Origin of the sequence: Sporomusa rhizae, from assembly GCF_041428845.1 — a bacterium.
Lineage (GTDB): Bacteria > Bacillota > Negativicutes > Sporomusales > Sporomusaceae > Sporomusa > Sporomusa rhizae.
In genome coordinates this window covers 2,411,250-2,428,889 of record NZ_CP156925.1, presented here as the reverse complement: position 1 = coordinate 2,428,889, position 17,640 = coordinate 2,411,250, and the positions used below count along the sequence as shown (strand labels likewise).

Here is a 17,640-nt window from a genome sequence, read left to right as displayed (position 1 = left end):
TTATTCGATAAAAAGTCTCAGATAATAACCTCGGCTTTGTCGTCCACACAAAGCCGGGGTTTATTACTTATCACAATAAATGTCTGATACAATTTAACAGGATGATTGTCGGTCTGTCGTCATGATATTCGACTATATTTACAGCAGTATTATCCTGTCTTATACTCCACACATGATTTAAATGAATATCAAGTATGGCACACATAATTGTACCAATAGTACCGCCATGCGCCACGATAACTACTGTTTGTTCCGGGTGATCTTTAACAATTTTTTTTATAGCAGCGTAAGCACGCTCTTTGAGTTGATAGAAGGTTTCGCCTCCGGGAATTTCTAGTTCATCCGGCGTTGTCCACAGCTTGCCTAACATTCCCGGCCATTTTTCCGAAATTTCTTCGTAAGTAAGCCCTTCCCATTCGCCAAACTTTATTTCTCTTAACGCAGGAACACTGGTTACCTGTAAATTATGTTTATCGGCAATGCATTCTGCTGTTTTAAAAGCCCGGGATAAATCACTGGCATAAACAGCGTCGATCTTCTCGGCTACTAACCTTTCAGCTACAGCTTGCGCCTGTTGGAGCCCTTTATCTGTCAAAGCAATATCACTATGGCCTTGATATTTTTTAGCTAAATTCCACAACGTTTGTCCATGCCGCACTATTATTAATCTAGTCATGAGTTTCTCCTTAACACTTGTTCCAAATGTCCGAGCAAAATTTCATTTTGCTCAGCTAGCTTTACAGCTACCCGCATGTAATAGGGAGACAAACCGGGATAGTTGCCACAATTACGGATTAAAACACCGTATACGGATAACGCCCGGCCTACTTCGGCAGCAGTATAGCCTGATTGACTTATATCCAACAATATATAGTTAACAGCAGGCATAAATGGCCTTACACCTGCTAAAGCCTTCAGTTTTGTGTATAAAGCATTTTTTTGGTATTCTATTACCTCACGGCTTTTGCTTTGATATATTTTATCCGCTAACGCAGCAACTCCGGCCGCTTGGGCTAAAGAATTAACGTTCCATGGATCTTTGGCCGCATGCAGTTTGGTGGTAAGTTTAGAATTAGACAGGCAAAAACCGAGTCTAAGACCAGGTATAGCATAAAACTTTGTTAGTGAATGCAGTATTACTAGGTTATCATAATGTGAAAGCAGCGGGCGGCCTGTATACACCTGATCATCAGAAATAAAATCCATAAATGATTCGTCAACCACTACCATTGTTCCGGCTTTTTTGGCCGCTGATAGCAACTTTTCAAGCCGGCCGACTTGCAAAAGCGTACCCGTAGGGTTATTGGGGTTACCAATAAAAACAATATCTATCCCATTTAACCGGCTGCATAGTAGATCCATATCAAGAACAAAATCATTTGCTGCGGATAAATACATATATTCAATAGCAGCCCCGGCAGCTCTCGCAGCACGCTCATACTCGCAAAACGCAGGGGCTGGAATAAGTACTCGCTTAGGACGCAGGGTATGAGCCAGAACATACAATAATTCGACTGCTCCATTACCTGCTGTAATATATGAAGTATCAACCTGATAATGGTTACTTATACATTCTTTTAGTGCAGACGCTTCAACGTCTGGGTAATGAATAACCTGTTCAATAGAATTAATTAATGCTTGCCGTACACGCTCAGACAATCCTAAGGGATTAATATTTGCACTGTAATCAAGTACACTTGCTATCTTTTCCCCACGTTCTCTTGCCCAAGCGTGTACATTACCCCCGTGAACAAAACTGACTGGTTTACCTTCAGCGTTCACTGCCATCATCTCCTGTTACAATAAGTCCGCCGCCTATCAGCCGGACAGTCCTCAAATAAGTAACTTCAGGACAAGCACGGGTTACTTCATCAATACAATTCTCATGCCCATCCATAGTTGTTGCACTGAACATAATTCCTATTACTGTGCCACTATGAGCCGCACAAACACCAACAGCACCAAAATCGCGGCTCATAGATATTACCTGCTCAATACAGGGTTTAAACAATATCGTCTGATTAACCAACGCGCTCAAGGTGGCACCTTGGCCAATAAGCCGGGCATCACCCGTTTCGAGACCCTTTGTCACCAATTCAACGGCGGCAGCAATCTGTTGTTCATTGGCTCGGTTTAAACTTGCTAAATCCTCACGATCATTAAAGGCCAGCGTATCCACTTCACCGCCAACATCAAAAACAGCAATATACATAGGTGGTGGATACCCTAGTTGCCGTCGAATTTTTCCCTGGACATGATCAAACATAACAATTCCCGGGTAGAAAATACCATCAGTAGGTTCAATTTGTAAGGCAATATCGGCAATTTCATCACAAGACAGTTTCTTGCCGGCAGCGGCTAACGCAGTAGCCTGACAAGCAGCACTGATATCAGCGCTGCTGGAAGCCATACCTTTTCCCACCGGCAAATCGGATGTTACTCGTAATCCGAAATTTCCTGAAGTCTTAAGATAATTAAGTGTTTTGACCATAGCCGCTGTTGTCTTAGGCTCAGCGCTTGCCCTCGAGCCGTCAGGAATAACTGATACTTCTGAATACCAATCCACCGGACAAGTAATCAAAAAGTTAACCCCATTTATTGTTCCCTGCACCAATTCGCCGCATGTGCCAGGTGCTTTAACTTTTATGATCATAGAAGCCAGCCTTTCAATGATTGAATCTTTTTAGGGCTAAATGACAAACACAAGTAATGTTATTAATTCAGTCAGTTCTGTAACCGCACCGTAGGTATCACCGGTAAGACCGCCTAGTACTTTGGCAAAATATCGAGCTGCTGCAAGTCCAAACATAATAGCGACCCCGGCGCTAATCATTGCCTGAAGACCAAGCGGGATAATGATTACCAAAGCTGTAATGGCCGCAACAAAGAGCGCATTGCGACCAGCATACTCGGCAAATGCTTTTCCCATACCATCAGGCCGGGCATAGGGAAATGAAGTTATACTTATAACCATTGTCAAACGTCCTACGATAGGCATGATAACAAGTGCAGTAGTAAGCATGGTCGGCGTCATATCAAAAATCACCGAGTATTTCAATAATAAAAGTAAGCCAAAAGCCACTACCCCATTGGCTCCCACCCGGCTGTCTTTCATGATTTCCAGCATTCGTTCCCGTGAACGTCCCGAAAATATGCCGTCGGCGGTATCCATAAAGCCGTCACAGTGTAAGCCGCCGGTAATTATAATTTCTGACATAACAATAACAGCAGCTAACACATGCTGGGGCAAAAATTGGCTTAGTATATAATTTAACCCAGCCAGAATAAGCCCGATAATAGCACCAATTAAAGTAAAATACTTTACACTGCTGCCAAATCGCTCAAGTGACCAGTCTGTTTGCTCAACAATGCGGATGCGGGTAAGAAACTGTAACCCGGTAAAAAAATCCTGCAAATATATCCCTCCTTGAATTGCGCCTTGGCTACGAAAGCAGCCATTTTAAAGCAAATGCCGCTGCAATAAACAAGGTGGTAACTACATACATAATTTGAATAGTTTTTTCGATATGTATGGGCCCAAGCTCTACTTTAGCCTCTCCCATGTGGGCGCGATGGGAGGCAATTCCGCCATAATAGTTTAATCCCCCCAGCCGGACTCCTAAAGCGCCGGCTACTCCGGCTTCAGAAAAGCCGCTATTAGGACTAGGATGCTTGGCAGCATCACGCTTGAGGGATTGCCACGCACCGGCCGCATCCAACCCAAGAATTTTAGCGGTAATAATAATCAGTAATCCGGTAATTCGTGCCGGAATATAGTTGAAAACGTCATCTATCCGGGCGGCAACCATACCAAAATCCCGGTATTTTTCATTTTTATAGCCAACCATAGAGTCCATAGTGTTTACTGCGCGGTACAAACAAGCCAAGGGTACACCACCGATTATAGCATAAAACAACGGTGATATAATACCGTCAACAATATTTTCGGCAACAGTTTCCACAGTCGCCCGGGTAACCTCAGGTATATCAAGCTCAGCTGTGTCCCGTCCTACTATCCAACCAACCTTAACCCTTGCTTGTTCCATATTTCCGTCACGAAGATATCCGGCTATTTCCCGCCCAGCTTCGGCCAAACTACTAGGAGATATAGTAAATGAGAGAAACATTACCCCTCCAATATAACCGGCCCAAGGGTGAACGGTAGTTAACGCTGCCAGGGTTAGCCATACTGCCGCATACACCGTAATCAATACAATAATCACTAATACTGCACCGGCAAACTTCTTCCGCCCGGCCGAGTTATTTGGGTTTAACAGCTGCCGTTCCAGCCAAGCAATAAAGTTACCAATAACGACTACGGGATGAAGTGATGTACGTGGATCACCAATTAGGCGATCAATAATAACCGCGCCTATTGCTAAGTAGTGTTCCATTTCTATCTACCATTGGACTCGTTCATAATACGATAAACTAAATCCATATCCATATTCTTCCGGACAACATCGGCCAGCCGATTATAAGCTGCATCTTTTAGCGCCTGTGTATCCCTGATAACCCCCAGCGGAGCCAGCCCTTTACGCACTCTCAGCGCATCAAGTACTGTCCGGCGATAGGAGTCATTATCAAAAATCCCATGCATATAAGTCCCCATAACCAGCCCATCTAAAGAGACAACACCATCAGACATAGTTACTTTCGCTCCCGAACGGGTATTAATGGTAAAAGCAACATCTACCGGGCTCAGAAATTGAGTACGACCCATATGAATTTCGTAGCCTTTCAAGTGAGTGCCACTATAATTAATTCCTAAAAAACTATGATTAATAGCAGTTGCTTCGACCTGATGGGTTACTTTCTCGGGCTCAAATATGGTAATGCTATCAATAAGCCCCAACCCCATAACCTTATCCAAGTCTGACTCGGTGTGTTCAGGATCTTGCACTTCTCGTCCAAGCATTTGGTAACCACCGCAGATACCAATTATCGGCGTACCATTTTTTACTAATTTGATAATTTCCCGCTCATAACCGTTATTGCGAAGGTACAGCAAATCTTCGGTAGTATTCTTGCTGCCAGGTATAATAATCAGGTCGGGTTTGCCCAACGCCTCGCCTTGCCTTACATAGCGGACCGTAACATCGCTCTCATTTGCTAAGGCATCAAAATCAGTAAAATTAGATATTTTAGGTAGACGCAGAACGGCAATATCCAGATCGCCGGTTTTAGCTGTTTGCTGCTTATCTTCCAACGATACCGAATCCTCGTCATCAATTCCAAGCCGATCAAGATGCGGAACAACCCCTACTACGGGCTTGCCTGTTTTAGTTTCAAGAAACTCCAGCGCCGGTTTTAATAAATTAATATCACCCCGGAATTTGTTTATGATTATGCCTTTGACCAGATCGCGCTCATCGGGGTCAAGCAATTCCAGCGTCCCCACTACCGACGCCAAGGCTCCACCTCTATCAATATCGGCGATTAGAAGTACAGGAGCGCCAGCAAGCTTGGCGATCCGCATATTAACAATATCATTAGCTTTAAGATTAACCTCAGCCGGACTACCGGCTCCCTCAATTACGATAGAATCAAAATCCTTATGTAATTTTTCAAGACATTCAGTAACTACGCCAAGGGCGGTAAGACTATAGCCGGAATGATATTCTTTAGCAGACATGTTTCCTACCGGCTTACCCATTACAATTACTTGCGAACAGGAATTTCCTGTAGGTTTCAATAATACGGGATTCATTTCAACAGCAGGATCCAGGCCGGCAGCCTCAGCCTGAGCCACTTGCGCCCGTCCCATTTCTCCGCCTGTTTTTGTAACATAGGAATTAAGAGCCATGTTTTGGGCTTTAAACGGCGTTACCTTTAGTCCATCCTGTTTAAAAATCCGGCATAACGCCGTTGTTAAGATGCTTTTGCCAACATGGGAGCTTGTTCCCTGCAGCATAATTGCTTTAGCCATTAAGCTCACCCTCCTCCAGACTAATGGCTATTTTTTTTAGTTCAACAGCCAAGCCGCTTACAACTAAATATACTTCGTCTGCACATTTTGCTATCTTTTGATTAACAAGGCCTGCCACATCGCGGTATTCCCTGGCCAGGGCATTATCAGGCACAATACCTGTGCCAACTTCATTACTTACGAAAACTACATCGGCGTCGCCTTGCTTAGCGCTGGTCAACAATTTATCAATTGCTGCCACGATGGTCTGGTAACGACCTTCCCGGTCAGTTGGGGCATCTTCAGCTAATAAAAGATTGCTGGTATATAGTGTCAAACAATCAAATAAAACCGCCTCAGCACTTTGCACTGCCTGCGCCATCGCCACGTCAGCATGGTATGGTGCTTCAAACGTAACCCAATTAGCCGGCCGGCGGCTTTTGTGAAGCTGTACCCGTTCTTTCATTTCTTCATCATAAACTTGGGCAGTTGCGATATAGGCAACTTTTCGCCCGCCTTGTGCGACATATCGTTCGGCAAACATACTTTTGCCACTGCGTGCCCCGCCGGTAACCAAAACAATCTTCCCTGACATCTATTTTACCTCCTGCTAGCCAAGCTCCTATACCGAGCACACCGCTCAACAAACCGCTTGGCGGCTTGCCGATTACCTGCAAAATGCATATGCAGGTAAGAAGCCAGAATCTCATCTGAAGCATAACCGCCCTGGTATTTAGCCCCTGTCCGCATTTTTTTAAATTCAAACGCCCAAGGAAACTTCTCAGGCTCTATATCCGGTGTCATCCGGGAAAAATGAAATTCGTGCCCGCGCAAAACATCACCATTGCTGCATAAGACGTTATCGGTCAAAGCTGTTGCTTCCACATAACCCACAGTTTCAAGTTTAGCTTCCATCTTGGATACTGCTGGAATTATACCGGCCATGTCATGCGCCTGCCCGTTAAAGTCTACTATCTGCCGCGTTAAATACATCAGACCGCCGCACTCAGCATAAATCGGTATACCCGCTTTAGCTGCACTGAGTATACTATTGCGCATAGAAACATTTCCTGATAATTCTTTGACAAACATCTCGGGAAAGCCACCACCCAAGATAATACCATCGATATCCGGTAACTGTTTATCGTTAAGCGGACTAAATGGTACAAACTCTGCACCAAACTCAGTCAACACCTCAAGACTTGAGGGATAATAAAAAGTAAACACGTCATCCTGGGCTACGCCAATGCGAATGGTTGCCGGATTGACCCTATCCTGAGCTGCCAAACTCCGGCCAGGCAACGAACCTGCTGTTTTAGCTAAATCCAGCAAATTATCCAAGGCTACCTGTTCAGCCATTTGGCGTCCCATTTCAATGACAGTATTTGCCGCATCGTGCTCGGTGACGGGCGTCAAACCTAAATGCCGTTCAGGCATCATAAGCCCGTTATTACGAAAAACTGCCCCAATAACCGGAATACCTACTTTTGCAAGAGCCTCACACACCATTAATTTATGACTTTCCGAGCCAAGCCGGTTAATAATGACGCCAGCTAGATTAACATCCGGATCGTACATTTTGAAGCCTAAAGCAATAGCCGCAGCACTTTCGCCCATAGATTTTGCGTCAATAATCAGCACAACCGGAGCTTTAAGCATCTTGGCCACTGCAGCCGTACTGCTGACGCCCGAACGCCCGCCATCATATAGGCCCATAACGCCTTCAATAATGGCGATATCATTCCCGGCCGCCGTACTGGTAAATATTTCGGTAATTGTTTCAGGCGGCACCAGCCAGGTATCAAGGTTATGAGCGTTTTTGCCACTGGCTAACCGGTGAAAGCCTGGGTCAATATAATCAGGACCAACTTTATAGGATTGAACATTTAAGCCACGTGCAGTTAATGCTGACAGTATACCTGTTACGATGGTTGTTTTGCCAACACCGCTATGTACCCCTGCAATGACAATCCGTGGAATATTCGACTGCCCCATAGCTATCCTCCTAGTATCGGTCTCGCGTTAGCCATAAAAGCCTGATAATTACTTGCGCGGCCGTGTTGTTAAATCAGTGAGTCCTGGTTAGCGGCCAAGCATATACATGACTGCATTAACTGAAGCTGCAGCAATTGGGCTGCCGCCCTTGTTCCCCAGTACGGTAATAAAAGGAACAGGCGAAGTAGTATTGAGCAGTTCTTTGGATTCTGCTGCGCCAACAAAGCCTACCGGTACACCAACTATAAGCGCGGGTTTGATACCGTCTTCTTTAATCATTTTTAGCACTTCAAATAAAGCGGTAGGAGCATTACCTATCGCTACAATGGAACCATTAAGTTTAGTGCCAAACTTGCGCATAGCTGCCATTGAGCGGGTTATTCCCGCCGCTTTAGCTTCTTTTGCCACCGTCTCATCTGCTACCAAACAATAAGCTTGACCGCCAAGTTCAGCCAAACGGCGTTTATTAATGCCGGTACGAACCATCTCGACATCACAAAAAATATTGCAACCAGCTTTAAGTGCGGCAAGGCCTGAGGCAATGGCATCAGGATGAATTCTAATAATATTGGCATAGTCCGGATCACCGGCAGCATGGATAATCCGCGAATAAACCTTGACGGCTTGTTCATCTAAATTAAAACCAGCCAAATACGGCGCAATAATCTCCATGCTGCGCGTCTCAATGGCCATGGGATCTTTTATGTACTCCATTGTATTGCCTCCCTGAAGTTCGCTTATCTTACGTCAAACACCTTACAAATTACCTCTTCGGGTGTCTTACACAAATTTTTATAATTCATAGCTGGTCTGCCAATTACAATAAGCGGCAGCCCTAATTCCATAGCCGCCGATATTTTAGTATCAGCTCCACCGACTGTGCCACTGTTTTTGGTTATAACAACCTGAGTACCGTATTCCTTAAATAACGCCACATTAAGTTCGTGGGAGAACGGTCCTTTAATGGCCACAATATCACCAGGATTAAAACCCAGACCGATACATTCTGTTATAACATCAGCCTGCGGCAATACGCGGGCAACTAACCGGCAATCGGCTAATTGTGGTTCATTTTTAAATATCTTAAGCGTGCGGCTTCCTGTTGTCAAAAAAACGACCTTCCCCATGCGGGCAGCAAGCCGGGCCGCTTCACTGGCGTCACTAACCATATATAACTGCTCATAATCAGGCAATCCCACTTCCGCCCGTTCATAGCGGATATACGGAATGCCACTATTCTCACAAGCTGCCATAGCATTCGCCGATACATTAACAGCATAAGGATGACTAGCATCTACCACAGTTTTAATCCCGTTTGCTGTTATTAGTTCCTTCATTCCCTCGGCTGCAAGCTGTCCGATGTGAACGCTAATACCTGGTACCTCAGCTAAACTTCTCCCGTACTCGCTAATTACTGATACCATAACCTGAAAACCGGTTTTAGCTAACCTCACAGCTAATTCCCGGCCATCGAGCGTCCCGGCCAGCACTAAAATCATAGCCTGTAGCCTCGCGGTGTTACCATTTTTCCGTCGGCAATATAGGTCTGACTGTTGCCGATAATAACTAGTGAGAACATATCAATATGTTCTTTAGTAAATCTATCCAAAGTTGATAAGGTCATATTTTCTTTACTCCGGGTAGCATGATGGACGATACCGACAGGAGTATCCGAACTGCGGTGTCTCAATGTAATTTCGCGTACCGTTTCAATCTGGCTCGTCCGCCTAGTGCTTTTAGGATTATAGATAGCTATAACAAAATCGCCCGCAGCAGCCATTTCAACTCTCTTTTCGATTACTTCCCAAGGGGTCAGTAAGTCGCTTAAACTAATAACGGCAAAATCATGCATCAGTGGAGCGCCTAAGATAGAAGCGGCCGCACCTACAGCGCTGATTCCTGGAATAACACAAACTTCAGGCTGAACAGCTGCCGGATACTTACCAACAAGTTCAAGCACTAAACCGGCCATGCCATATACACCAGGATCGCCGCTGGAAATAACAGCAACCTGTTTTCCAGTCATAGCCTGCTCTACGGCAGCTTGGCATCGATCAACTTCTTGCATCATGCCGGTCCCAATAGTGACTTTGCCTGCCAGTAAGTCTTGTATCAAATCCAAATAGGTATCATAGCCAACAATTATCTCGGCACTCTCAATTGCCTGCCGAGCCCGCGGCGTCATGTCATTTACACTTCCCGGTCCTATTCCCACCACCGATATTTTACCGGCGTGATAGCTACAGTCACCTTGGGATACTTGGTTTTGGGCAACATCAGTTGGCTGTTCTGCCCCGCTAAAATTGCTGCTGGTTCGCATACATTCCCCACTCCTATCTTTTCATTTACAAAATCCGATAATGATAATTTTTGCTGGTCGATACATTTTTTGAGCTGTTCATTACTAAAAAATTCAATAGGTACATCTAATTGCTGGGCCGCAGCTAGTAACCCTATTTCGTCTTCTTTTAGAACAGTACTACCGATTACGGCTACACTTTTAAAACTTCTTCCAATCTGTGAGCAGGCCTCACTAATTGCGGAAAGAATTTCCGCGCTGGTAGTACCACGGCGGCACCCTAGGCCAATAGCCAAACTTCCTGGCCGTAAATATAGATGCGGTTTGGAAATAGGAAGTTCCTTGTCAGAGATTACCACCGCAGCATCATACTTATCTGTATCAGTAAGTTTACAAGCATCAATTAATCTGATATTTTGTTTGGCTGCTAAATCGCTATAGTGTTCATGTTCAGCCAGTTCTGTATCGACAAAGAATAACACTCTATCGCCATTAACAATAGCTGAATTTACTGTTTTTAGTGAGCTAAATGGCTCTATGGCTAAGTTTAGCCGGACGGCCAAAACGTCCGCAGCAGGCAATTGAGCGACGTCGGTAGCTGTAGTAATAACAGGAACAGCACCAGCGGCCTTTCCTACAAGCTTGGTTAAATCATTGGCACCGCCAATATGACCGGCCAACAGACTAATGGCAAAATTACCACCATCATCCATAGCCACAACTGCCGGATCCAATCGCTTATCCCTGATATAGGGAGCAATAACCCTGACTACAATCCCCGTAGCCATAATAAAAATAAATCCATCATATTCCGGGAAAATTTTCTTTATTAAATCTCGCAAAGAGTCAAATACCTGATGAGAAGTAAAAGGGTTACGCTCAATTTTTGCATAAACATCTACATTTGGTCCCAATAGCGGCTTTATCTGTTCAGCCAGTTCGGCCCCTTTTCGAGTAACAGAAATAAGTGCTAAATTCACAACTTACTTATCCTCCTGAGCCTGTCTGAACATATGTCCAAATTCCGGAGCATATAAACGTGACAAAGCATAATCGGTATGTAAGACTTTACCTACAACGATCATAGCTGTCCGGTCAATATTGTTTTCCCTGGCAATTTTAGCAATTGTGGCCAAGGTAGCACGGAAGATTTTTTCATCAGGCCAGGATGCTTTTTGGACAATAGCAACAGGCGTATCATAGGAATATCCCCCATCCGCCAATTCTTTAACAACATTGTCAAGCATGTGAACGCTTAAGAAAATGCACATCGTTGCCTCATGGCTTGCTAACTTAACCAACTTTTCTTTTTCTGGGACGGGTGTGCGTCCTTCCAGACGAGTAATGATTACAGTTTGGGACACATCCGGCAAGGTGTACTCTTGCTTTAGAGCTGCAGCTGTAGCCAAGAAGGAGCTAACCCCAGGAATAACTTCAAAGTTAATCTCTTTTAGAGCCAGTGCATCCATTTGTTCTTGAATAGCGCCATAAATACTGGGATCGCCTGTGTGCAGCCTAACTACAAGCTTATTATCCTGAACTCCACTGACCATAACGCTAATAACTTCATCGAGCGTCATCGAGGCACTATTATAAATAGCAGCGCCATTTTTAGCCAGCGATAATAGTGCGGGATTTACCAAGGAACCAGCATAGATAATAATATCAGCCTGACCTAAAAGACGTTGGCCTTTCACGGTTATTAGTTCGGGATCGCCGGGGCCGGCTCCTACGAAGAATACATTCATTGTTATTTCTCCCTTCTTTTCGGTAGTACTTTAAAACCAATCTAACTTTTTTTTATCCCGTAACTAACCCGCTCTAAGGCTCCCGGCTTTTATAAGTGGGAGCTAAGAGCGACTACGTCCCTGGATAAGGGCGGCTAACCTTCAGATTGAGTTCCCCCACCTGAAGCTAAGTCTACTTTATTACACTCGATAATATAAATCGGATTTAGCGCCTTGAACATATTAGAGGAGCCTACCGGCTGAACCCGTGTAACCTGTACACAGCATGCATCAACACTATAGTCGGCTTTCCGACGCATAAGCGCAAGTGCAATTGATAGAGTCTCTACCGTAACAGCCGTTATAATAAGCCGACCACCTGGTTTAAGCAATTGATCTGCACTGGCAAGAATATCAGGTAGCCTGCCACCGCTTCCCCCAATCAAAACAACGTCGGCCGCTGGTAATCCAGTCATCATTTCCGGTGCAGGTCCCAGTATCGCCTCAACATTAGGAACGCTAAATTTAGCAGCATTTGCCTTGATTAACTCAACACCCTCAGGTTCACGCTCAATTGCAATTATTTTACCTTGCCGGGCTAATAACGCAGCCTCTATCGACAAGGAACCGGTTCCTGCCCCAATATCAATGACTGTATCGTGTGGAGTAATTCTAGCCTTTGCCAAAGTTAGTATCCTAATCTCCTGTTTGGTCATAGGTATGTCGCCTCTGATAAACTCACTGTCCGGAATACCTAATCCATAACTCATACCTTCACCACCATTACGCAATGCTCAAAACCAGGAGTTTCAGTCGCTTCAACTAAGGTCATTTCAGCAACAAGCTCATTATCATAGGATAAGTTTGTGCACAACCAGACAATAGCATTTTCAGGCCAACTATGCGTTAGTAAAATACGAGCAATAGTTGCCGGATTATGCTGTGTATCGGTTAAGATTCCCAACTTATGATGGGGTGGCTGGAAGTTAAGCATCTTATCATCCGCTTTCCTTCCATGCATGCTAATTAGATTCGCATCTTGCCAAACATCAGCTAACCGGGCAAACGCCAGCTGCGCCGAACTAATACCCGGAATAACACTAATTTGTTTAGCTGCAAATTTATTTCTGATTGCCGCCAACATACTGTAAAATCCAGGATCTCCCGACACCATAACTACAACATCCTGGCTAATAAGCTGTCCTTCAACAAAATCTAGTACGCCCATAATATCTTTGTCAATGACTTTCGTAACCTGGCCTGGGTTAGAAAAAGTATCGAGCGCCCGCTTGCTGCCAACAACAACCTTAGCAGCCGCAATTGTTCTGCTAGCTATTGGCAACACATAGTCAGGCGATCCCGGTCCAATACCAACAACTACTATTTTATGTCTAGCTTCCATCCTAAATGGCCTCCAATTTCCCGGGCGGTCTGGTCAAGCCCCAGTATGTCACCTTTTAAAGTCACAATGACTGTTCCCACAGTCAAATCACCAAAAACATAACGCATAGCACGCGCGCTGGCTCGTTCGGCCAATATTTGATATACACCCGTCATGTTATAACGGTCAATAATTGGCATGGCAGCTTCGGTAGTAGTTACCGCCAGAACCTCCTTAACAGCCTCCTGCGGGGCTCCGTTCGCCGCTAAATAGGCCGCTATCGTTTCTAAGCGGGCGTCCGCCATGCGATTATGAGTATGAAATATACCTGACGATACTTTGACTATCTTGCCGAGATGGCCGAACAGCAGCACCCGGCGCATGCCATACTTCACAGCATTTTCCAGCATATGCCCAATGAAATTACTTGTCTGCACAACGGCAGCAGCCGGTATTCCATAGCGATTGATCGCAATATCCTGACCAATCTTGCCAGGCGCAAATACGATATCATTATATCCTAATGCCTGGACAACACTAATTTGTGGTACAAGTGAATCTTTAAAAGCCTCTTCCGACATTGGCTCAACAATGCCGGTTGTACCAATAATTGACAGGCCACCAACAATACCCAATATGGGGTTTAGGGTTCGAGCGGCCAATTTTTCACCTTCGGGAATAGAAACAGTAACGACAGCACCTTTACCTTCGGGTAAACATTCGGCGACTGCCCGCGTAATCATAGCTCTCGGTCCCGGATTTATTGCCGGTTCACCAACAGCGACAGCCAACCCTGGTTTGGTTACTGTCCCTACACCCTGGCCAGCTTTGATAATAATTTCCGGCTTATCGGTAAGGACTACCTTCGATTCGATCCTGACGCCATTGGTAATATCGGGATCATCCCCAGAATCTTTTATTACTGTACCACAGCCACCACCAGTAATTATTTTGGTTTCAACAATAGGCACTGTCAGCGTAACGCCCTGCGGCGAAATTACCTCGACAATACTTATATGCTGACCTTGCCAAGCCAAAATTGCTGCCTTAGCAGCTGCTGCAGCACAAGTTCCAGTAGTTATTCCTTTACGCATTGGTTTATCTTTATCATCCAATAGAAAAACCCCCTTGTGCAGGGGGTATAACACCAAACAACAAAATAATTTATTTGCCTGATTATTGTACCCATACCTGCCTATCTTCCGTAGGTCCTAGCGGCATGTGTTAGAACAGGCAGGTCTCCTGACTTTGGCTCATCACATACCTAACCTTCCCAGTTTCCCAGTGGCATCTAAGGTAGCATCCCCATTACAGTGGCGGGACCGCGCCGGTTTTACACCGGACTTCCCTTTTTAAGCATGAAAGCACCCATTCCCTTACACTTATCCAATTATGATAGCTTACATAATTCCATGCGCATATTACATTTTCCTGCAAGCTAGCCAAGAATTATCAACTTTTTCTTACGTATAAATATTTTAGACAACTTTCACCTATAAAATTCAAATAAATGTCATCAGAAGACTTGGTTATCCAAAGTTTTTAGGATAAAGAGATTCAAAACATAAAGGAGATCCTGCGTGGGATCTCCTTTACTTTTGGTTTATTTTTCAGCTTTACCCAAAGCAAAGCCAGTCTCAAGCGCCTTCTTATTTAGTTCCTCAGTACCTTTTGGAACTCTGGCTAACACGGCCTTTGTTAGGCAATCCAGCTCTACTATACCGGTAAATCCGGCCAAAGCGCCAAGAGCAACAATATTAGCAACCATTACATTTCCCAATTCATTGCGGGCAATATGAGTGATTGGCAAAGCTAATATTTTAGCATTTACTTCAGGAGCAGTCTTAACTAGTGTGGTATCGATAATCAGCTTGCCGCCCTCTTTTAGAAGACTAATATATTTATTGCATGCCTCCTGACTCATAGCCAATAGAATATCTGCCGCTGTTGCTTTAGGATAATCAATTTCGCCGTCACTTATAATAACTTCAGATTTACTGGCGCCGCCGCGGGCTTCCGGGCCATAAGATTGGGTCTGAATGGTCTGTTTTCCGTCAACAATTGCAGCCTCTGCCAAAATAATGCCTGCGAGAATAAGGCCTTGACCGCCGGTACCACTTAAACTAATCTGCCACATTATTTATTCCCCCTTTTAGCCTGAACATGGGCAATAAGCTTGTCATATTCGGCTGTAAATTCAGGGGCTTCTGACCGGTGAAGTTCTCCAATTAAGAATTTATCCTTAAGCTGTTCCGGTGATAGTTTGGCAGCAGCCTGTACAGGCATAGCATGTTCCTTTTGCCATTCCAGCATTTTAGCGGCCGATCCCATCTTATTTTTGCGTCCATACGAAACAGGACATTGAGTTATAGCATCAATAACGGAAAAGCCTTTATTTTCAATACCCTTAACAACAAGATCAGTTAACATATTGGCATGATACGCTGTAGCTCTGGCCACATAGGTAGCACCAGACGCAATTGCCAAAGCTCCAATATCAAAGGCTCGTTCAATGTGTCCATAAGGCGCCGTAGTTGAGCGGCTTGCTAAAGGAGTAAGCGGTGATGACTGACCTCCGGTCATACCATATATATTATTATTAAAAATAATCGTAGTTAAATCGATATTCCGTCGAGCGGCATGGATAAAGTGGTTACCCCCAATCGCGGTAGCATCTCCATCACCAGTAATAACCAACACATTTAACTCAGGATTTGCCAGTTTTATACCCGTAGCAAAAGTAAGGGCCCGGCCATGCGCGGTATGCACGGTATTAAAATTCATATATCCCGATGCCCGTGAGGAACAGCCAATGCCTGAAACAATTACAGTTTTATCTTGTTTAAGATTTAACTTGTCAATAGCGCGAATAATAGACGCTAAAATAATACCATTGCCGCAGCCTGGACACCAGATATGTGGAAAGGCTGATGGACGCAAATACTTTTCGATGTTTGCCATTATCTAGCACCTCCAGCCGCTGTAACAATTGGTTCCAAAATTTCTTCAGGCTTAAACAGCTCACCATCGACCCGGGTAACAGATACTACTTTATCACGTTCGACATAGCGTTCAATCTCGCCAACTAATTGTCCGTAGTTCATTTCCGGTACTATGACTTTTTTAGCCTTTGCTGCCGCACGTTGCACAACATGACCCGGAAATGGCCAAATTGTTATCAACTTCAATAAACCAGCTTTAATGCCTTGCGCTCTGGCCGCCTTAACCGCAGCAATTGCCGCTCTGGCCGAACCACCGTAAGAAATAACCAATACTTCAGCATCATCAAGATAATGCTCGGTATAAAGAGTTATTTCGTCTTTTGCATTATCAATTTTTGTGTGCAGTCGTTCAACCAGTTCTGCTGTAAGAACATTAGACTGAGTAGGCTGACCTTGATAATTATGTACTAGCCCTGTTACATGATAATAATAACCGGAACCAAACGAAGCCATTTGCGGAACACCGTCAGCATCCGGTTTGTAAGCTTGGTATTCGCTTGGAGATCCAGAAGGCTGTTTGCGATTTATAATTTCAATGGATTCCTGTTCAGGTAACTCCACTCGCTCACGCATATGACCAATAACTTCATCAAGAAGCAATATTACAGGTGTCCGAAACTTCTCAGAAAAGTTTACGGCTTTGACTGCAACATCGTAGCATTCCCGTACAGAGGCCGGCGACAAAGCAATAACTCCGCGGTCACCATGGCTGCCCCAGCGTGCTTGCATAACATCACCTTGCGCAGGAGATGTAGGTAAGCCTGTACTTGGCCCCATACGCTGCACATTAACAATTACAACCGGAATTTCTGCAATCGAAGCATAACCGATTAGTTCTTGTTTCAAAGAAAATCCTGGGCCGCTAGTAGCCGTCAACGCCTTAACTCCGGTTAAAGCGGCACCACAAACAGCTCCCATACTGGCAATTTCATCTTCCATTTGAATAAATTTGCCGCCTAATTCGGGTAATTTTTCAGCAAGTATCTCGGCAACCTCTGTACTCGGAGTAATAGGATAGCCGGCAAAGAACCTTACTCCCGCAGCTAATGCCCCTTCTGCACAAGCTTGATTTCCCTGCATCAATCGCGCTTTAGTCATTTGCTAGCCCTCCCATCTTTTTCTGTTTTTGTTACTTTGACAGCATAGTCAGGACAACGCAACTCGCACTGACCACATTCAATGCACTTATCCAAATCTTTTACATAAATTTTGCCCAGGTCATCTAATTCCAGGACCTCTTTGGGGCAAAAGTGTACGCAAATACCGCAGCCTTTACAAAGCTTAGGGTTTACATCTAGTGCCATAATATTTTTTCACTCCTCTTTACC

Annotated in this window: 20 protein-coding genes and 1 riboswitch; all 20 genes read right to left on the bottom strand. The window is 44.6% G+C overall.

Translation table 11 applies throughout. The annotated features are described in order from the left end of the window. Positions 1-70 precede the first annotated feature (70 nt). Positions 71-676, bottom strand: coding sequence for an alpha-ribazole phosphatase (gene cobC / locus SRRS_RS11155; protein ID WP_371368809.1), 606 nt, complete (start codon positions 674-676; stop codon positions 71-73). After that, positions 673-1,782, bottom strand: coding sequence for a threonine-phosphate decarboxylase CobD (cobD, locus tag SRRS_RS11150; RefSeq protein WP_371368807.1), 1,110 nt, complete (start codon positions 1,780-1,782; stop codon positions 673-675). The genes cobC and cobD overlap by 4 nt, the downstream gene beginning before the upstream one ends. Then, a complete protein-coding gene (locus tag SRRS_RS11145) occupies positions 1,772-2,653 on the bottom strand; it encodes a GHMP kinase (RefSeq protein WP_371368805.1) in 882 nt (293 codons plus the stop codon). Before SRRS_RS11145 ends, cobD begins: the two co-directional genes overlap by 11 nt. A gap of 36 nt (positions 2,654-2,689) precedes the next feature. After that, on the bottom strand, positions 2,690-3,415 hold the full coding sequence (gene cobS, locus SRRS_RS11140) for an adenosylcobinamide-GDP ribazoletransferase (RefSeq protein WP_371368803.1): 726 nt from the start codon (positions 3,413-3,415) through the stop codon (positions 2,690-2,692). Between the two features lie 28 nt (positions 3,416-3,443). Next, entirely contained in the window at positions 3,444-4,394 is a 951-nt protein-coding gene (gene cbiB / locus SRRS_RS11135; protein WP_371368802.1) for an adenosylcobinamide-phosphate synthase CbiB, read from the bottom strand. A gap of 2 nt (positions 4,395-4,396) precedes the next feature. Further along, positions 4,397-5,929, bottom strand: a complete 1,533-nt coding sequence (locus SRRS_RS11130; RefSeq protein ID WP_371368801.1) for a cobyric acid synthase — start codon at positions 5,927-5,929, stop codon at positions 4,397-4,399. Then, a complete protein-coding gene (gene cobU, locus SRRS_RS11125; protein ID WP_371368799.1) occupies positions 5,922-6,503 on the bottom strand; it encodes a bifunctional adenosylcobinamide kinase/adenosylcobinamide-phosphate guanylyltransferase in 582 nt (193 codons plus the stop codon). The genes SRRS_RS11130 and cobU overlap by 8 nt, the downstream gene beginning before the upstream one ends. Positions 6,504-6,508: 5 nt before the next feature. Beyond that, entirely contained in the window at positions 6,509-7,903 is a 1,395-nt protein-coding gene (locus SRRS_RS11120) for a cobyrinate a,c-diamide synthase (RefSeq protein WP_371368797.1), read from the bottom strand. Positions 7,904-7,990: 87 nt separating this feature from the next. Then, a complete protein-coding gene (locus tag SRRS_RS11115; protein WP_371368795.1) occupies positions 7,991-8,617 on the bottom strand; it encodes a precorrin-8X methylmutase in 627 nt (208 codons plus the stop codon). A gap of 23 nt (positions 8,618-8,640) precedes the next feature. Beyond that, the gene (gene cobK, locus SRRS_RS11110; protein WP_371368793.1) at positions 8,641-9,402 is read right to left on the bottom strand and encodes a precorrin-6A reductase; all 762 of its coding nucleotides are present in this window, start codon (positions 9,400-9,402) and stop codon (positions 8,641-8,643) included. Then, positions 9,399-10,088 carry a precorrin-3B C(17)-methyltransferase gene (gene cobJ / locus SRRS_RS11105; protein WP_371368792.1) on the bottom strand — a complete coding sequence of 230 codons (690 nt, stop codon included), beginning with the start codon at positions 10,086-10,088 and terminating at the stop codon, positions 9,399-9,401. The genes cobK and cobJ overlap by 4 nt, the downstream gene beginning before the upstream one ends. A gap of 20 nt (positions 10,089-10,108) precedes the next feature. Beyond that, positions 10,109-11,182, bottom strand: coding sequence for a cobalt-precorrin 5A hydrolase (locus SRRS_RS11100; protein WP_371368790.1), 1,074 nt, complete (start codon positions 11,180-11,182; stop codon positions 10,109-10,111). A gap of 3 nt (positions 11,183-11,185) precedes the next feature. Further along, on the bottom strand, positions 11,186-11,950 hold the full coding sequence (cobM, locus tag SRRS_RS11095; RefSeq protein ID WP_371368789.1) for a precorrin-4 C(11)-methyltransferase: 765 nt from the start codon (positions 11,948-11,950) through the stop codon (positions 11,186-11,188). Between the two features lie 134 nt (positions 11,951-12,084). Further along, complete coding sequence (cbiT, locus tag SRRS_RS11090; protein WP_371368787.1) at positions 12,085-12,699, bottom strand: precorrin-6Y C5,15-methyltransferase (decarboxylating) subunit CbiT; 615 nt, start codon at positions 12,697-12,699, stop codon at positions 12,085-12,087. Next, a complete protein-coding gene (gene cbiE / locus SRRS_RS11085) occupies positions 12,696-13,331 on the bottom strand; it encodes a precorrin-6y C5,15-methyltransferase (decarboxylating) subunit CbiE (protein WP_371368785.1) in 636 nt (211 codons plus the stop codon). Before cbiE ends, cbiT begins: the two co-directional genes overlap by 4 nt. After that, positions 13,310-14,404, bottom strand: coding sequence for a cobalt-precorrin-5B (C(1))-methyltransferase CbiD (gene cbiD / locus SRRS_RS11080; protein WP_371369795.1), 1,095 nt, complete (start codon positions 14,402-14,404; stop codon positions 13,310-13,312). The genes cbiE and cbiD overlap by 22 nt, the downstream gene beginning before the upstream one ends. Before the next feature lie 120 nt (positions 14,405-14,524). Continuing rightward, positions 14,525-14,697: riboswitch (cobalamin riboswitch) on the bottom strand. 216 nt (positions 14,698-14,913) lie between these two features. Next, the gene (locus SRRS_RS11075; protein WP_371368783.1) at positions 14,914-15,447 is read right to left on the bottom strand and encodes a 2-oxoacid:acceptor oxidoreductase family protein; all 534 of its coding nucleotides are present in this window, start codon (positions 15,445-15,447) and stop codon (positions 14,914-14,916) included. Next, on the bottom strand, positions 15,447-16,271 hold the full coding sequence (locus SRRS_RS11070; protein WP_371368781.1) for a 2-oxoacid:ferredoxin oxidoreductase subunit beta: 825 nt from the start codon (positions 16,269-16,271) through the stop codon (positions 15,447-15,449). The genes SRRS_RS11075 and SRRS_RS11070 overlap by 1 nt, the downstream gene beginning before the upstream one ends. Further along, on the bottom strand, positions 16,271-17,410 hold the full coding sequence (locus SRRS_RS11065; protein ID WP_371368779.1) for a 2-oxoacid:acceptor oxidoreductase subunit alpha: 1,140 nt from the start codon (positions 17,408-17,410) through the stop codon (positions 16,271-16,273). The genes SRRS_RS11070 and SRRS_RS11065 overlap by 1 nt, the downstream gene beginning before the upstream one ends. Next, positions 17,407-17,616, bottom strand: a complete 210-nt coding sequence (locus tag SRRS_RS11060; protein WP_371368776.1) for a ferredoxin family protein — start codon at positions 17,614-17,616, stop codon at positions 17,407-17,409. The genes SRRS_RS11065 and SRRS_RS11060 overlap by 4 nt, the downstream gene beginning before the upstream one ends. Positions 17,617-17,640: the final 24 nt, after the last annotated feature.

Excerpts from the sequence above, each read along its gene's own strand:
- cobC (WP_371368809.1), bottom strand. The coding sequence starts at position 676 with ATGACTAGATTAATAATAGTGCGGCATGGACAAACGTTGTGGAATTTA.
- SRRS_RS11145 (WP_371368805.1), bottom strand. The coding sequence starts at position 2,653 with ATGATCATAAAAGTTAAAGCACCTGGCACATGCGGCGAATTGGTGCAG.
- cbiB (WP_371368802.1), bottom strand. The coding sequence starts at position 4,394 with ATGGAACACTACTTAGCAATAGGCGCGGTTATTATTGATCGCCTAATT.
- SRRS_RS11130 (WP_371368801.1), bottom strand. The coding sequence starts at position 5,929 with ATGGCTAAAGCAATTATGCTGCAGGGAACAAGCTCCCATGTTGGCAAA.
- cobU (WP_371368799.1), bottom strand. The coding sequence starts at position 6,503 with ATGTCAGGGAAGATTGTTTTGGTTACCGGCGGGGCACGCAGTGGCAAA.
- SRRS_RS11120 (WP_371368797.1), bottom strand. The coding sequence starts at position 7,903 with ATGGGGCAGTCGAATATTCCACGGATTGTCATTGCAGGGGTACATAGC.
- SRRS_RS11115 (WP_371368795.1), bottom strand. The coding sequence starts at position 8,617 with ATGGAGTACATAAAAGATCCCATGGCCATTGAGACGCGCAGCATGGAG.
- cobK (WP_371368793.1), bottom strand. The coding sequence starts at position 9,402 with ATGATTTTAGTGCTGGCCGGGACGCTCGATGGCCGGGAATTAGCTGTG.
- cobJ (WP_371368792.1), bottom strand. The coding sequence starts at position 10,088 with ATGACGCCGCGGGCTCGGCAGGCAATTGAGAGTGCCGAGATAATTGTT.
- cobM (WP_371368789.1), bottom strand. The coding sequence starts at position 11,950 with ATGAATGTATTCTTCGTAGGAGCCGGCCCCGGCGATCCCGAACTAATA.
- cbiT (WP_371368787.1), bottom strand. The coding sequence starts at position 12,699 with ATGAGTTATGGATTAGGTATTCCGGACAGTGAGTTTATCAGAGGCGAC.
- cbiE (WP_371368785.1), bottom strand. The coding sequence starts at position 13,331 with ATGGAAGCTAGACATAAAATAGTAGTTGTTGGTATTGGACCGGGATCG.
- cbiD (WP_371369795.1), bottom strand. The coding sequence starts at position 14,404 with ATGCGTAAAGGAATAACTACTGGAACTTGTGCTGCAGCAGCTGCTAAG.
- SRRS_RS11075 (WP_371368783.1), bottom strand. The coding sequence starts at position 15,447 with ATGTGGCAGATTAGTTTAAGTGGTACCGGCGGTCAAGGCCTTATTCTC.
- SRRS_RS11070 (WP_371368781.1), bottom strand. The coding sequence starts at position 16,271 with ATGGCAAACATCGAAAAGTATTTGCGTCCATCAGCCTTTCCACATATC.
- SRRS_RS11065 (WP_371368779.1), bottom strand. The coding sequence starts at position 17,410 with ATGACTAAAGCGCGATTGATGCAGGGAAATCAAGCTTGTGCAGAAGGG.
- SRRS_RS11060 (WP_371368776.1), bottom strand. The coding sequence starts at position 17,616 with ATGGCACTAGATGTAAACCCTAAGCTTTGTAAAGGCTGCGGTATTTGC.